The organism is Nocardioides renjunii, from assembly GCF_034661175.1.
Classification (GTDB): Bacteria; Actinomycetota; Actinomycetes; order Propionibacteriales; family Nocardioidaceae; genus Nocardioides; species Nocardioides renjunii.
In genome coordinates this window covers 2,182,653-2,197,237 of record NZ_CP141058.1, presented here as the reverse complement: position 1 = coordinate 2,197,237, position 14,585 = coordinate 2,182,653, and the positions used below count along the sequence as shown (strand labels likewise).

Here is a 14,585-nt window from a genome sequence, read left to right as displayed (position 1 = left end):
GCGACGCGGTCACAGCACCGACGGGTCGAGGTCGACGAGCAGGCGGTCCATCCCCGCGAGCAGGTCGAGCTGCGGCCCGAGCCGGGGCAGCTCACGGGTGAAGAAGTACTGCGCCGCGGCGCGCTTGCCGGCGTGGAAGGGGTCCGTCGCGGTCTCCGCCCGCGTGGCGACGAGCTCCACGTCGAGCCACAGCCAGGCGACGACGAGGTGCCCGAGGACCTCGAGGTACGTCGTCGCGTCCGCGAGGGCGAGCGCCGGGTCGCCGGTGGCCCACAGCGCCGCGGTGACCTCGAGCGTGCGGTCCAGGTGGGCCGCGAGCTCCGCCGCGTGGGTGGCCGGGGCGCCGGGTGTCGCCGCGGCCCGCTCGATGGTGTCGCGCATGCGGGCGGCGAGCAGGTGCACGGCGGCGCCGTCGGCCATGGTGACCTTGCGGCCGAGCAGGTCGAGGGCCTGGATGCCGTGGGTCCCCTCGTGGATGGGGTTGAGCCGGTTGTCGCGCCAGAGCTGCTCGACCGGGTACTCGCGGGTGTAGCCGTAGCCGCCGTGCACCTGGATCGCGAGGTCGTTGGCGGCCAGGCACCACTGCGAGGGCCAGCTCTTGGCGATCGGGGTGAGGATCTCGAGCAGCAGCCTGGCCTCACGGGCGCGGCCGGGGTCGGTGGCGGTGCGTTCCTCGTCGAGCAGCCGGCCGCAGTAGAGCTCGAGGGCCAGGCCGCCCTCGACGTACGACTTCATCGCGAGCAGCATCCGGCGCACGTCGGCGTGGTCGACGATCGGCACCATCGGGCTGGCCGGGTCCTTGGCCCCGATCGGGCGCCCCTGCGGACGCGTGCGGGCGTACTCCAGGGCGTGCAGGTAGCCGGAGTAGCCCAGGGCCACCGCGCTCGTCCCGACGCCGACGCGGGCCTCGTTCATCATGTGGAACATGTAGGCCAGCCCGCGGTTCTCGTCGCCCACCAGGTAGCCGACGGCACCGTCGGCCTCGCCGAAGTTGAGCAGCGTGTTGGTGATGCCGCGCATCCCCATCTTGTGGTTGAGCCCGGCGAGCTGGACGTCGTTGCGGGACCCGTCCGGCAGCACCTTGGGCACGATGAAGAGCGACAGTCCCCTGACGCCGGCGGGCGCCCCGGCGGCCCGGGCCAGGACGAGGTGGACGATGTTGTCGCTCAGCTCGTGGTCGCCGCCGCTGATCCACATCTTGTTGCCGCGCACCCGCCAGGTGCCGTCGCCGTGCGGCACGGCTCGTGTCGTCACGTCGGCCAGCGACGAGCCGGCCTGCGGCTCGCTCAGGCACATGGTGCCGAAGAAGCGGCCCTCGACCATCGGCTGCACCCAGGTCGCGACCTGCTCGGGGGTGGCGTGGGCGCGGAGCAGGTTGGCGTTGGCCTTGGTGAGGAACGGGTAGCCGGCCGTGCCCACGTTGGCCGCGCTGAACCAGAGGTCCGCAGCCTGGGCGACCACCACCGGGAGGTCCGACCCGCCGAGCTCCTCGGGCATCGTCATCCCGCCGAACCCCGCCTCGAAGTACGCCGCCAGGGCCGGCGCGACCTCGTCGTGGACGTGCACCCGCGTCCCGTCGAACCGCGGCTCCTCGCTGTCGTTGCGGCGGTTGTGCGGTGCGAACCAGCGGGTGGCGACCTGCTCCGCGAGGTCGAGCACGGCGTCGACGGTCTCCCGGTCGACGGTCCCCTCAGGCGACTCCGACACCCGCAGCCACTCGTGGAGCAGGAAGTCGAGGTCTCGGCGGGACATCAGGTGCGACGGCATGGGTCTCCTCGGTGCGGGTCGGTGGACGGTCGGCGGAGGGCCTCGACGACGGCGCGCACGGCGGGCGACTCGACCATCGACGCCCGGTGCAGCACGGTGATCTCCCGCGTCGGTGTGGGTCGGTGGGCCATCACGGCGACGACGTCGTCGGAGAGCGGTCGGCGACCGAGCCGGGGGACGAGCGCGATGCCGAGGCCCGCGCCGACGAGCGCGAGGTGGGAGTCGAACTCCATCGCGACGTGGGCGATGCGCGGGGTGCGGTCGGTGCCGTCGTACATCCGGCTCAGCCACTGGCGGCAGATCGTGCCCTCGGGCGTGGCGACCCACGCCTCGTCGACCAGGTCGCGCGGCGAGACCCGGGTGTGTCGGGCCAGGCGGTGGTCGCGCGGGACGATGACGTCGGCGACGTCGTGGGCGATGGTGACCCCGACGAGGTGGCTCGGGACGTGGAGGGGCACGTCGCCCCAGCTGTGCACGATGCCGAGGTCCTGCTGCCCGGACGCCACCAGGTCGACCGTGTCCCAGGGCTCGCGCTCGGTCAGGGCGAGGGTGAGGTCGGGGTGGCCGAGCAGGAGGTCGCGGACGACGGGGGCGAGCAGCCCACGCATCGCCGTGGAGAACGCGGCGACCCGCAGGCGCCCGGCCACCCGCCCGGAGTCGCGGTGCAGCCCCGACTCGAGCTGCTCGAGGTCGGTGAGGAGCCGGGACCCGTCGGTGACGAGCAACCGGCCGTGCGCGGTCAGCATGACTCCACGCCCGACCCGCTCGAGCAGGGCGACGCCGGTCTGCTTCTCCAGGCGCTTGACCTGCTGCGACACCGCGCTGGGTGTGAACCCGAGCGCCTCTGCCGCGGCCACGACGCTCCCGTGCGTGTCGACGGCGCGGAGGCTGGCGAGCGCACCGAGGTCGATCATGAAGCGATGCTACACAGTGACGTGCACCAGGCATCGCTGGTGCTTCATCGTCGTCGGGACCGAGACTGGGACGGTGACCACCCGTGACTCCCTGCTCGCCGCGCTCGTCGCGTCCATCTGGGGCTTCAACTTCGTCGTCATCGACTGGGGCATGGCGGACGTGCCGCCGCTGCTCTTCGTGGCCCTGCGCTTCACCGCCGTCGTGGTCCCGGCGATCTTCTTCGTCGCGCGCCCCGACGCGCCCTGGCGCACCATCGTCGCGGTCGGGCTGTTCATGTCGCTCGGCCAGTTCGGCTTCCTCTACGTCGCCATCGCGGTCGGCATGCCACCCGGCCTGGCGGCGCTGGTGCTGCAGGCCCAGGTCGTCTTCACCGTGGCGATCGCGGCGGGCGTGCTGCGGGAGGCCCCCACGCCCGCACAGGCGGCGGGCGTCGCGCTCGGGGTCGTCGGTCTGGTCGTGGTGGGCCTCGGGCGGAGCAGTCACGTCCCCCTCCTCGCCCTGCTCCTGTGCCTCATGGCAGCGCTGTCGTGGGGCGTCGGCAACGTCGTGGCCCGCGCCGCCCGGGTCTCCGGCGGGCTGTCGCTGACGGTCTGGTCGGCGCTCGTGGTGCCGGTGCCGCTGCTCGGCCTCTCGCTGCTGGTGGACGGTCCGGCCGCGGTCGGATCGGCGCTGACGGGCCTGTCGTGGACCGCGGTCGTGTCCACGCTCTACACCGCCGGCCTGGCCTCGCTGGTGGGCTACGGCATCTTCAACAGCCTGCTCGCCCGGTGGCCCTCCAGCGCCGTCGTGCCCTGGGTGCTCCTCGCCCCGGTCGTGGCCATGGCCTCGGCGTGGGCGCTGCTCGACGAGCAGCCCAACGCGGCGGAGGTGGGCGGGGGAGTGATCCTGCTCGTCGGCGTGCTGGTCGCGCTGCGCCCACCGCGGGCCACCGCGGTCGTACGTCCAGCCCGCGAGGCGCCAGCGGACGACGTTGTCGCGACGCCGTGATCCGCGGCTGCCACGTCCGGCAACAGGGGCGGGAGTCCGTCTCGGCCTGCCACACTGCACGGATGAGCCACACTGACGAGGCACAGGCAGTGGTGACGGCGCCACGCGACGACGTCTTCGCTGCGATCGTCGACGAGGACGCGAGGACCGTGTGGCTGCCCCCTGCCGGCATGTCCGGCCGGTTCACCCGGTTCGATGCCAGGGCCGGTGGCGGCTACGGCCTCGTCCTGACGTACGACGACGAGGCGACTCCCGGCAAGTCGGGCGGGAACACCGACGTGGTCGAGGTGCGGTTCGTCAGCGTCGACGCGCCGCGTCGGCTGGTCGAGGAGGCGGACTTCGTCTCGGACGACCCTCGCTTCGCCGGGACCATGACGCTCACGTGGGCGCTCGAGCCGGTGGACGGCGGCACGCGCGTCGCGATCACGGCGACGGGGGTCCCCGACGGCATCTCCAGCGCAGACCACGCAGCTGCCCTCGCCTCCACGCTGGGCAACCTGGACGGGTACGTCTCTCGTCGCACCTGAGCGACAGCGGGCAGGCGACGCGGGGGCCCGGCGCGTCAGCTCCGCAGAAGCTCTGCCAGCGGCCGTCCTCGGAGTCGGCGCCACTCGAGCGAGGCCACCACCACGACGGTGGCGACCAGCACGGCCACGGCGACGACCGTCCACCACGGCACGACGACCGCGGGTGGCCCGGACTGGCCGGTGAGCCGCTCGAGCGACAGCGAGCCGAGGACGGCGTACGCACACGCGATCCCCGACGCGACGCCGACCAGGCCGGCGACGACGACCGGGACCGCCAGCTCGGCGGCCACGATCCTGCTCAGGTCACGGTCGGGGATGCCCAGGGCGCGGAGCCGTCCGAGGGACTCCGCGCGGGCCGGCGCCTCGGCGGCCGCGGCGAGCACTGCTCCCAGCGCCGCCAGGGCCAGCACCAGGAGCGACGCCACCACCGCGAGCCGGAGCAGGGCGGAGGGGAGCGGGGCGTCCCGACGACGGTCCAGCTCGTCGTGGAGGCCCACCACGGTGTCGACCGGAATGCTCCCGGTGTCGACGGCACGAAGTGCTCCCTCTGCGCCGGGGCCCACCGCCCAGACCGTGCCGGGTGCTGCTCCGACGCCGGCGTCGGCGAGGTCGTCGCGGTCGACCACGAGGACGGGATCGACGGAGGCACCCACGTCCGGGGCCGTGCCCACGACCTCGAACGGGACGCTGGCGCCCTCCCAGCGCAGCACCGGGTCGTCGCGCAGGGCGTCGTCGCCGAGGAGCAGCGCCGGCAGCGTGCCGTCCGGTGCCGTCCCCAGCCGCGCCAGGTCGGGGGCGTCGGGGAGGTCGCTGCGCTCCAGGAGCCGCTGGTAGGCCGCGGCGTCGACGACGACGACCCGCACGGTCTCGGTCAGGCCGCGGGACGAGACCTGCACCCCGTCCTCCACCCGCGCGGCGACGGCGGCCCGGACCCCCGGGGCGTCCGACAGCCGGCGGGCGGCCTCGTCCAGCGAAGCGGTGGGGGAGGCGTCGAGGCGGGCGTCGCCCCCGACCGCCGCCAGGGCTGCCTCCGCCTGCCCCTCGCGCTCGGTCGCGGCCAGCGCGGCGCCCAGCGTGGTGAGGGTGACCGCGACCGTGGTCACCAGCACCGGCAGGGCACGGCTGCCGGTCTCCGTCAGGCGCGCGGCGACGACGAACAGCGAGCCCCCCGAGGAGCGGCGCGCGGCGTGCACCGCCCGCCGGAGCACCGGCGGCAGCAGGCGGAGGAGGACCACCGCGACCGCGAGCGCCCACCAGGTCGGCGCGCCGGCCGCGGTGAGGTCACCGTCGGTGCCGTCGACGCCCACCACACCGCGCTGACGGAGGGCGACGTAGGACGTCGCGGCCACCACCAGCACGGCTGCCTCGACGGCGAGCCGCCGCAGTCGCACCGCCCGGGCGGCCGTACGACGTGCGGCGCGGTTGGCCGGCGCCCGCCGGCCTCCGGCGGCCCGGACGGCGGCGACGGCACCGAGGACGGGCGCCGCCGACGCGGCCGCGAGGACTACCGCCACGGCCCAGCCCCATCCGGCGGACCCGGTGAGCAGCACGACGACGCCCAGCCCCGCGGCCGCCGCGAGCACCGCCACGACCACCGCCTCCACCAGCAGCTCGCCCGCGACGTCGACCACCGCGGCGCCGCGCTGCCGGGCCATGGCGATCGGGCCCGCGCGCCGGCGCACCAGCAGCTGCGCCGCCAGGACGAGCACCAGCAGCGCGCAGGTCACCAGCCCGACCAGGAGCACCTGGGCCTGGCCGCGGGCGGACGCGACCTGCGCCCGGCCGTCGTCGAGGACCCCGCCGAGCAGGCTGTCCCAGGAGATGTCGCCCCGGGCGAGCCCGGCGGACGACTGCAGGCCCACCACCGACCGCCCCAGCGCCGCGGACCGGTCCCATCGCACCCGCTCGGGCTCGGGGCCGAAGACCACCCGGTGGGTGAGGTCGTCGGCCGGGAGGCCGAGGCGGAGGTCCGGGAGCGACGCGGTGGAGACCAGGGCGGACGCCGAGGTGAACGGCACGCCGTCGGACCTCCCCTGGGCGGGCCGCAGGACGCGGGGCGCGAGCCCCCACACCCCGTCGTCCTCGTCGACCGGCGCGAACGTGCCGCTGACGCGGATCCGGACCTCCCGGCCCTGCTCGTCCCGGGCCGGCAGGCGGTCCCCGACCTGCAGGCCGAGCGCGTCGGCCACGGTCTCCGACACGGCGACCTGCACCGTCCACGGGCCGGCACCGGCCCCCACGGCGGCGTCGGCCCGGCGGGGTCCGACGCTCGCCCGCGGCGGACCTCCCCGGGTCCAGCTGACGGCGGGCGGGCCGGCGGGGGTGTCGAGGTGGACGAGCTCCAGGAAGCGTCCCGGGCCGGCGTCGAGCAGCTGCAGGTCGGGCGTGGTGATGGTCGTGACGCCGGGGCGCAGCACCGACGCCATCTCCGGTGGCAGGGCCTCGTCGGCGTAGTCGGCGTCCTGGCGCACCTGGACGGCCGTGGTCGGGTCGCGCGTCTTGCCGCGGGGGTCGTCGTACCACTCCGGCATCGTCGCGACCACGGCGCTGCGCGACCCGGCGTCACCCACGGTCGCGGCCATGGCGCGGTCGGCCGTGCGCTCCGCGAGCGGCGCGACGGCCGCGGTCAGGGCGGTGGTCAGGGCCACGACGAGGCCGGCGAGGAGGAGCAGGCCGCGGTCCGCGCGCCAGCGACCCCGCAGGGTGGCGACGTGCAGGCGGGGCGTACGCATCACAGGTCACCGGCTCGCAGCTGGGCGGGGTCCGACCGGCGGACGTGGGCCGCCGCGAGGCCGGCGGTCAGCACGAGGGTGACGAGCAGCAGCCCGCCCACGAGGAGCAGCTCGGTCGCCCACGACCAGGTCGCGACGGCAGCCGGGACGGGAGCGGCGCCGAGGTCGGAGCGGACGAGGTGCGGCCCCAGCGACACGGCCGCCAGGAGGCCGACGAGCGTCCCGACGAGGACGAGGGGGACGAAGAACGCCAGGTGCTCGGCCACCAGGAGCCGTCGCGCGTCCCGGCGCGACAGTCCCAGCGCCCGGAGGCGCACCACCTCGGAGGAGCGGCGCTGCCGCTCGGCGCTGAGCACCAGCCCCACGGCGGCGGCGAGCATCACCACGGCGACCGCCACCAGCGCCAGCAGCGTCGTCGGGACGGTGACCCGGAGCGGGCCCTGGGCGAGCTGGTCGGCGACGTCCTGCCGGACGGTGACCTCCCCGAGGCCGAGCGAGCGCAGGGCCGGTGCCGTCGCCGCGGGCGGACGTCCCACCCACCAGCCGTCCACGACCGGGTCGAGCCTGCCGACGTCGATCAACGCGCGCGACAGCATGTCGGTGTCGGCCAGGACGGCGACCTGGCCGGGCGCGGACGGGACGGTGGGCACGACCGCCGTCACCCGCAGCAGCAGGACCGCGTCGCCGACGAGGGCGGACAGCTCGTCCCCGACCCGCGCACCGACCGCGTCGACCAGGTCCTGGGAGACGACGACGGGGACGTGCGGGGGAGTGGGGAAGGCACTGGCCAGGACGTCGGCACCCGTGTAGGCGTAGTAGGCGAGGTTGATCCCCAGGCTCGCCCGCAGCTCGGTGCCGGCCCCGGTCGGCGCGACGGAGACGGCGGCACCGGCGACCGGGCTGTCCTGCTGCAGCGGCAGCAGCTGCCAGGCCGGACCGTCGTCGAGCCCGTCGCCGGCGGCCGGGACCGTCACGACGACCTCGACGTCCGCGTCGGTGCTCGGGGCGGCGCCGGGGTCGCCGTCGAGCTCGAGCCGGAGCCCGACCAGCCGCAGCCCGGAGCCCAGGGGGCTGGTCCACTCCACGGGGTGCGGGCGTCCGTCCAGCGCGAGCGGTCGCGCACCGACGGACGCGCGGAACCCGGACGGGTCCTCGACCACCGCGGTGGGCGCGACCGTCAGTGCGGCGCCTCGCGGGCTCCGTCCCCGGAGCCGGACGCCCTCCCCGTCCTCGGGCAGGGACACCCCCGCCACGGACCCCTCGGGCGCCAGTGCCTCGCCGACACCGGCCCAGTCCCACCCGGGCTCGGTGCGCCCCCGCAGCAGCGCCCCCGCGTGCCGGGTGTCGACCGCCACGAGCACCGGACGCCGACCCTCCTGCCCGACGTAGCGACCGAGCGCCAGCGGACGGTGGATGACCGGTGAGACGACCGGGTCGGGGGACCCGTCCGGGACGGCGGCGGCTACCTCGCGGGCCTCCTGCAGCCCCGCCGGGGCCGGCAGGGCGAGGGCGACGTCCGTGCCGACGCGCAGTGCCGCCTGGTCCTCCTGGGACTGGTGCCACGTCGTGCGCAGCGCGACCCCGAAGACCGCGCACGCCGCCGCAGCGGCGACCAGCACCATCGCCGTGCCGGTGTGGCGCCGCCGGGCGGCCTGCTGGGCGGCCAGCGGCAGGACGAAGGAGCGCGAGCGGATCCCGACTCGCGCCGCCCACCCCAGCAGCACCGGCACGACGCGTACGGCGAGCGCGGTCGACGCGGCGACGAACACGACGGGCGCCAGGGCCAGCGTGACGTCGCCGGGACGGGCGACGGTGGCCGGCTGGGAGCGCAGCTGCCACCAGGCGGCCACCGCGACGAGCAGCAGCAGCGGGGCGAGTCCCAGCCGGACCAGCGCGCCGGGCCGCGACACGGGGTCGGGACCGCGGGCGGTGCCGACGCTCGTCGCGACGAGGGCCATCGTCAGGGCCACGGCCGCTCCGAGCACCGAGAGCAGCAGCAGCGCCGAGACGGTGGGCGGCTGCTCCAGCCCCGCTGCGCGCAGGTCGGGCAGGTGCGTCAGCCGGGAGTGCACCACGGACGCCACCGGCACCGCGACTGCTGCCGCCAGGCACGCCAGCAGCAGCGCCTCGAGCGTCGCGGCGCCCACCTGCTGGCGCCGGTCGAGCCCCATCGCCCGCAGGAGGTCCTGCTCGTCCTCGCGGACCGCGGCCACCAGCCACCCGGCCAGCAGCGCCGCGGCGAGCGAGAGGGCGGTCCCGAGGAGCAGCACCACCACGACGGTCGCCCGGGTGCTCGCCTGCTGGGCGTGCACGCGTTCGAGCGTGGTGGGCAGGTCGGAGGCGAGCCGGGTGATGCGCGCGCGGTCGCCGACCCCGGAGGCCAGCCGGCGGGACGCATCGCCGAGCGACCCCGCGGACGCCCGCAGCGGCTCGTCGCCGGCCAGCGCGCGCCGGGGGTGGCCGGTCACCCGGAGCCCCTTGGCGAACGAGCCGGACGCCGCGAACGCCGCCTCCCGCAGCACGAAGGGGCCGTAGGTGGGGGCCGCCTCCAGCCCGTCGCTGTATGCCGCCGCGAACCCGGCCCCGGCCAGCGGGTCCCGCTCCCACTCCACGTCCGCACGCGGCCGGAACGTGCCGACCACCACGACCGTGACCGGCACGTCGCTGCCGTCGAGCCCGACCTCGCGGCCCAGCACCACCTCGTCACCCGGGGCGAGCCCCAGCAGGCGCGCCGTCGTGGCGGGGACGGCGGCCTCGAGCACCGCGTCGGGGCCTGCGCCGTTCCCACCACCGGCCCCGATCGTGGCTGCTGTCGGCCAGCGGCCGGCCACCAGGTCGGCCCGGGCGGGCAGCGCGTCGGTGCCCGTGAGGTAGGCCAGGCGGCCGTCGTCCCCGTCGAGCCGGCGCAGCCGGGACGTGGCCGTGACGTCGAGCGAGGGGCGCATCGGCGCGAGGACGTCCTCGACGACGGCGGTCGCCTCGGCGCGGGCCGCCGGCACGTCGTCCCCCGCGACCTCGACCAGGAAGGCGGTGACGCCCAGGTCGGCGGACGGGGCCCGCCGGACCTCCACCGCGAAGGCGCGGTCCGCGGTGGCGCCCAGCATGAGGGCGCACACCCCGACCAGCGTGGCGGCGGTGGCGACGAGGAGGACGACGGCGGTCAGCAGCCGTCGCTGGACGTACGCGCGGCGCAGGACCAGGGTCAGCACGGCCGGGCCATCAGCCGTCGACCCGCCCGTCCGAGATCGTGAGCACCCGGTCGGCGAGCGACATCAGCACCGCGTCGTGCGTCGCGACGACCGCCGTCACGCCCTCGGACTCCACGACCGCGCGCAGCAGCGCCATCACGGCTAGGCCCGTCTCCGTGTCGAGCTGGCCGGTCGGCTCGTCGGCCAGCAGGAGCCGGGGGGAGCCGGCGAGCGCGCGGGCGATGGCCACGCGCTGCTGCTGTCCGCCGGAGAGCTCCGCCGGCCGCTGCAGCGCGTGCTCGCGCAGGCCGACCAGGTCCAGCAGCAGGGCGGTCCGCTCCTCGCGCTCAGGCACGGGCGTGTGCCGCAGCCGCAGCGGGACGCCGACGTTCTCCGCGGCGGTGAGCGCCGGGACGAGGCCGAAGGTCTGGAAGACGTAGGCGATCGTGTCGCGCCGCAGCCGGCTCAGCCCCTGCTCGTCGAGGTCGGTGACCTCGGTGCCGTCCACGCGGACCGTCCCCGCGTCGGGCCGGTCCAGCCCGCCGACGACGTTGAGCAGGGTGGTCTTGCCCGACCCGGACCGGCCGACCACGGCGACCATCTCGCCGGGTGCCACGTCGAAGGACACCTCGCGCAGCGCGTGCACGGCGGTGCCGCCGGTCCCGTACGTCCGGACGAGCCCCCGCACGGCGACCATCGGCTCGGTGGGCGCGCTCACCCGTCCTCGCGGCGGTCGGACCGGATCTCGACGTGGTCGTCGGCGAGCGCCAGCCGGACGCGGCGGGTGAGCTCGAGCGCCTCGCGGAACTCGCGCGGCAGCTGCACCCGGCCGGCGCGGTCCATCACGGCGTACTCCTCGGCCGTGGCGGGCGAGCCGGCGTCCGCGTCGCTGCGGACCACCTCGCTGCTGGTGCGTCCGTCCCGGATGGCGACCGTGCGGGCGACCTGGCCGCTCACCGCGGCGTCGTGGGTGACCACCACGACGGTGGCGCCGAGCTCCCGGTTGACCGTGCGCAGGGCGGCGAACACCTCGGCCGCGGTCGCGCTGTCGAGCTCCCCGGTCGGCTCGTCGGCCAGGAGGAGACGCGGCTCGTTGGCGAGCGCGACGGCGATGGCGACGCGCTGCTGCTCGCCGCCCGACATCTGGAGGGGACGACGGTCGGTGCAGTGGGCGACGCCGAGGAGCTCGAGCAGCTCCTCGGTGCGCGCGCCGCGCCGCGCGCGGGGGAGCCCGGCGATGGTCATCGGCAGGTCGACCACCTGGCCGGCCGTCAGGTAGGGGACGAGGTTGCGCGACGCCTGCTGCCGCACGAACCCGACGACGTGGCGTCGGTAGCGCACCTGCTCGGTGCGCGACATGTCGGCGAGGTCGTGCCCGGCGACCCGCGCGCGGCCGGCGGTCGGCGCGTCGACACCCGCCAGGACGTTGAGCAGCGTCGACTTCCCCGACCCGGAGGCCCCCACCAGGGCCACCATCTCGCCCTCGTGGACGAGCAGGTCCAAGCCCTGCAGGGCCTGCACCTCGATGGTCTCGGACTGGTAGATCCGCACGAGGTTGTCGCACACGACGAGGGCGTCGTGGCCGAACTCCTGCTCGCGCGGAGGCGCTGCCGGGAGCCTCAGCACCGGTCCACCACCTGCTTCCCCCTGATGTCGCGCGCCGGCGCGATGCTAGCAGTGAGCCGGGTCACAGCCGGGGCGATCGGGCATCAGGGCGGACATCAGGTCGGGCATCAGGTCGGACATCAGGGCGGTGTTGGTAGGAATGGGCATGACCACCGACGCCTTCGAGCCCCACCCCCTGGTGCGCCTGCTCGACAAGCCCGCCGCCGAGTTCACCACCGACGACCTGGTCCGGGCGGCGGAGGAGCTCGAGCTGCGGCAGGCGAACCTGCGCTACGTGGGCGGCGACGGGCGCCTCAAGACGATCGCGTTCGCGATCAGCTCGCGCGACCACCTCGAGCAGGTGCTGACGATCGGTGAGCGCGTCGACGGCTCCAGCATCTTCGAGGGCACCGACGCCGCCACCAGCGACGTCTACATCGTCCCGCGGCACCGCACCGCATTCGTCAACCCGTTCGGGGAGCGGCCGTCCCTGGACGTGATCTGCTCGTTCTACGGCGAGGACGGCCAGCCGCTGCCGTACGCCGGCGAGCAGGTCGTGCGCCGGGCGGCCGAGGCGCTGACCCGGGAGACCGGCATGGTCCTCGAGGCGTTCGGCGAGCTCGAGTACTACCTCGTGGGGCCGGTCGAGGAGATCTTCGCGGTGGAGGAGGAGCGGGGCTACCAGGAGTCGGCGCCGTTCTCCAAGGGCCAGCGGGTGCGCGAGCAGGTGCTCGGCCACCTGGCCTCGATGGGAGTGCAGCTCAAGTACGCCCACGGCGAGGTCGGCAACATCCGGGAGGAGGAGCGGCAACTCGTGCAGCACGAGATCGAGTTCCTGCCCGTCCCGGTCGAGCAGGCCGCCGACGTGCTCGTCCTGGCCAAGTGGGTGGTGCGCGAGGTCGCCCACGCGCACGGCCTCGAGGTGACCTTCGCACCCTCGGTCAGCAGCGACGGGGCAGGCAGCGGCCTGCACGTGCACAGCCGCCTCGTGCGCGACGGGGCCAACGCGATCGTGGGGCCCTCCGGGCTCGACGACACCGGCCGCAGGCTGATCGCCGGCTACCTCTCGTCGGCCAGGGCCCTCACCGCGTTCGGCAACACCGTGCCCACGTCCTACCTGCGCTTCACCGAGGGCGACGAGTCGCCGGAGGGCATCTCCTGGGGCGAGACGGACCGCACCGGGCTGGTCCGCGACCCGCTCGCCTGGAACGGCGACGTGCTGCCCGCCATGGTCGCCCACGCCAACCCGGGCCGCTCGGGACCGGTCCCCGAGCCGGCCGTCCACGCCCAGACGGTGGAGCTGCGGCTGGCCGACGGCTCGGCCGACGTCCACCTGCTCCTGGCCGGGATGGCGGTCGCCGCCCGGCAGGGCCTCGGTGACCCGGACAGCCTCGACGTCGCCGAGCGGCTCAGCACCGCCGACCACGACGACTTCGAGCAGCTGCCGTCCTCGTGCGCCGAGTCCGCCGACGCCCTCGAGGAGCGGCGCGACCTGTTCGAGGCCGACGGCGTGTTCCCCGCGGAGCTCGTCGACGCGGTGCTCGAGCGGCTCCGCTCGGACGCGGACGCGGACCTCGTGACGAAGATGGGCAAGGACCAGGCCGCGCGCGACGAGCTCGTCCGCCGCCACTGGCACGTCGGCTGACCAGCCGACCTCCGGGACTCGTCATCGGGCGGGTGGTCGCCGCACTAGACTTCCGTCGTGAACGCCGTCCCCGTCGTCGCCTACTTCGCAGGCGACCCCAGCCGGACCTACCAGCTCGTCCAGTGGCTCGAGGTCCTCGAGGTGCTCGACGACGTCCACCGCGTGTGCCTCGTCCTGCGCGATCCCGAGGCCGCGGAGCTCGTCGCGGCCCGCACGCGGCTCCGGGTGGTCACGGCGCCGACGCTGGCCGACCTGTCGGCGGTCTACGCCGAGCTCGACGCCAAGGTCGTCCTCTACTGCAACAACTCCGTGCAGAACTTCGACTCGCTGCTCGACAGCCGTCGCCTGCACGTGCACGTCAACCACGGCGAGAGCGACAAGCAGTCGATGGCGAGCAACAACGCCAAGGCCTACGACCGGGTGTTCGTGGCGGGGGAGGCGGCGGTGCAGCGCTACGTCGCCGAGCTCCTCGAGCTCGACGCCCGACGGCTGGTGCGCATCGGCCGGCCGCAGCTCGACCTGCGGCGGACGCCGTTGCTGGAGCCGAGCGAGCGCTCCACGGTGCTCTACGCGCCGACCTGGGAGGGCGACGCGGCCTACAACGACTACACCTCGGTCGACGTCATGGGCCCGGCCATCGTCCGCGCCGTCCTCGCCGTGCCGGGCGTGCGGCTGGTCTACAAGCCGCATCCCAAGGTCGTCACCAGCCGCACCCCCGCCGTCGCGGCGGCCCACCGGGAGGTCCTGGACGTCGTGGCGGAGGCGGCCGGACGCGAGCCGGGCGCCGGGCACACCGCGGTCGTCGAGGGCGACATCCTCGCAGTCATGCCCGTGTGCGACGCGATCGTCACCGACGTCTCGTCGGTCGGCCTCGACTGGCTCTACCTCCACACCGACAAGCCGATCGTCCTCACCGACCGCCACGAGGACGACGATCGGCTGCGCCAGCACGTCCCCCTGAGCCGGTGCTCGGACGTCGTACGCCCGGGCGAGGTCGACGGGCTGAGCGAGCTGCTCCGCGACCGCCTCCAGCACGACGAGCACCGCCTCGCCCGGACCGCGATGCGCCACCACTACTTCGACGACCTGCACGTGGGCGACAGCACCGTGCGCTTCCTCGGCGCCGTGTCCGAGCTCGTCGCCCTGCGTGACCGCCTCCTCGGCGAGGCGGGGGGCGCCATCACCGCCTGAATGATCACCGCCTGAGCCGGGTCGCCGG

General features: G+C 75.4%; 10 protein-coding genes. 4 read left to right on the top strand and 6 right to left on the bottom strand.

Features of this window, described 5'->3' with window-relative positions; genetic code table 11:
* Positions 1 to 9 precede the first annotated feature (9 nt).
* Both SHK17_RS10415 and SHK17_RS10410 read right to left on the bottom strand, forming a co-directional pair.
* The gene (locus SHK17_RS10415; RefSeq protein WP_322424264.1) at positions 10 to 1,767 is read right to left on the bottom strand and encodes an acyl-CoA dehydrogenase; all 1,758 of its coding nucleotides are present in this window, start codon (positions 1,765 to 1,767) and stop codon (positions 10 to 12) included.
* Positions 1,752 to 2,681, bottom strand: coding sequence for a LysR family transcriptional regulator (locus tag SHK17_RS10410; protein ID WP_322424263.1), 930 nt, complete (start codon positions 2,679 to 2,681; stop codon positions 1,752 to 1,754). Before SHK17_RS10410 ends, SHK17_RS10415 begins: the two co-directional genes overlap by 16 nt.
* Before the next feature lie 73 nt (positions 2,682 to 2,754).
* On the opposite strand from SHK17_RS10410, the gene SHK17_RS10405 reads away from it, so the two are divergent.
* The gene (locus SHK17_RS10405) at positions 2,755 to 3,669 is read left to right on the top strand and encodes an EamA family transporter (RefSeq protein ID WP_322424262.1); all 915 of its coding nucleotides are present in this window, start codon (positions 2,755 to 2,757) and stop codon (positions 3,667 to 3,669) included.
* A 62-nt stretch (positions 3,670 to 3,731) separates the two neighbouring features.
* Entirely contained in the window at positions 3,732 to 4,196 is a 465-nt protein-coding gene (locus tag SHK17_RS10400) for an SRPBCC domain-containing protein (RefSeq protein ID WP_322424261.1), read from the top strand.
* 35 nt (positions 4,197 to 4,231) lie between these two features.
* Here SHK17_RS10400 and SHK17_RS10395 read toward each other — a convergent pair whose 3' ends face one another.
* The 4 genes from SHK17_RS10395 to SHK17_RS10380 are packed head-to-tail and all read right to left on the bottom strand — an operon-like array spanning position 4,232 to position 11,742.
* Positions 4,232 to 6,928 carry an FtsX-like permease family protein gene (locus SHK17_RS10395; protein WP_322921998.1) on the bottom strand — a complete coding sequence of 899 codons (2,697 nt, stop codon included), beginning with the start codon at positions 6,926 to 6,928 and terminating at the stop codon, positions 4,232 to 4,234.
* Positions 6,928 to 10,137 (bottom strand): FtsX-like permease family protein, encoded by a 3,210-nt coding sequence (locus SHK17_RS10390; RefSeq protein WP_322424259.1) that lies wholly within the window; start codon positions 10,135 to 10,137, stop codon positions 6,928 to 6,930. Before SHK17_RS10390 ends, SHK17_RS10395 begins: the two co-directional genes overlap by 1 nt.
* Positions 10,138 to 10,147: 10 nt before the next feature.
* Positions 10,148 to 10,834, bottom strand: a complete 687-nt coding sequence (locus tag SHK17_RS10385; protein WP_322424258.1) for an ABC transporter ATP-binding protein — start codon at positions 10,832 to 10,834, stop codon at positions 10,148 to 10,150.
* The gene (locus SHK17_RS10380; protein ID WP_322921997.1) at positions 10,831 to 11,742 is read right to left on the bottom strand and encodes an ATP-binding cassette domain-containing protein; all 912 of its coding nucleotides are present in this window, start codon (positions 11,740 to 11,742) and stop codon (positions 10,831 to 10,833) included. Before SHK17_RS10380 ends, SHK17_RS10385 begins: the two co-directional genes overlap by 4 nt.
* 145 nt (positions 11,743 to 11,887) lie before the next feature.
* On the opposite strand from SHK17_RS10380, the gene SHK17_RS10375 reads away from it, so the two are divergent.
* Positions 11,888 to 13,366, top strand: coding sequence for a glutamine synthetase family protein (locus SHK17_RS10375; protein WP_322921996.1), 1,479 nt, complete (start codon positions 11,888 to 11,890; stop codon positions 13,364 to 13,366).
* Positions 13,367 to 13,423: 57 nt separating this feature from the next.
* Entirely contained in the window at positions 13,424 to 14,557 is a 1,134-nt protein-coding gene (locus SHK17_RS10370) for a CDP-glycerol glycerophosphotransferase family protein (RefSeq protein ID WP_322921995.1), read from the top strand.
* The last annotated feature ends 28 nt before the right edge of the window (positions 14,558 to 14,585 follow it).

Bases quoted from the DNA above. Each gene is read 5' to 3' on its own strand.
- SHK17_RS10400 (WP_322424261.1), top strand. From the start codon at position 3,732: ATGAGCCACACTGACGAGGCACAGGCAGTGGTGACGGCGCCACGCGAC.
- SHK17_RS10410 (WP_322424263.1), bottom strand. From the start codon at position 2,681: ATGATCGACCTCGGTGCGCTCGCCAGCCTCCGCGCCGTCGACACGCAC.
- SHK17_RS10375 (WP_322921996.1), top strand. From the start codon at position 11,888: ATGACCACCGACGCCTTCGAGCCCCACCCCCTGGTGCGCCTGCTCGAC.
- SHK17_RS10395 (WP_322921998.1), bottom strand. From the start codon at position 6,928: ATGCGTACGCCCCGCCTGCACGTCGCCACCCTGCGGGGTCGCTGGCGC.
- SHK17_RS10415 (WP_322424264.1), bottom strand. From the start codon at position 1,767: ATGCCGTCGCACCTGATGTCCCGCCGAGACCTCGACTTCCTGCTCCAC.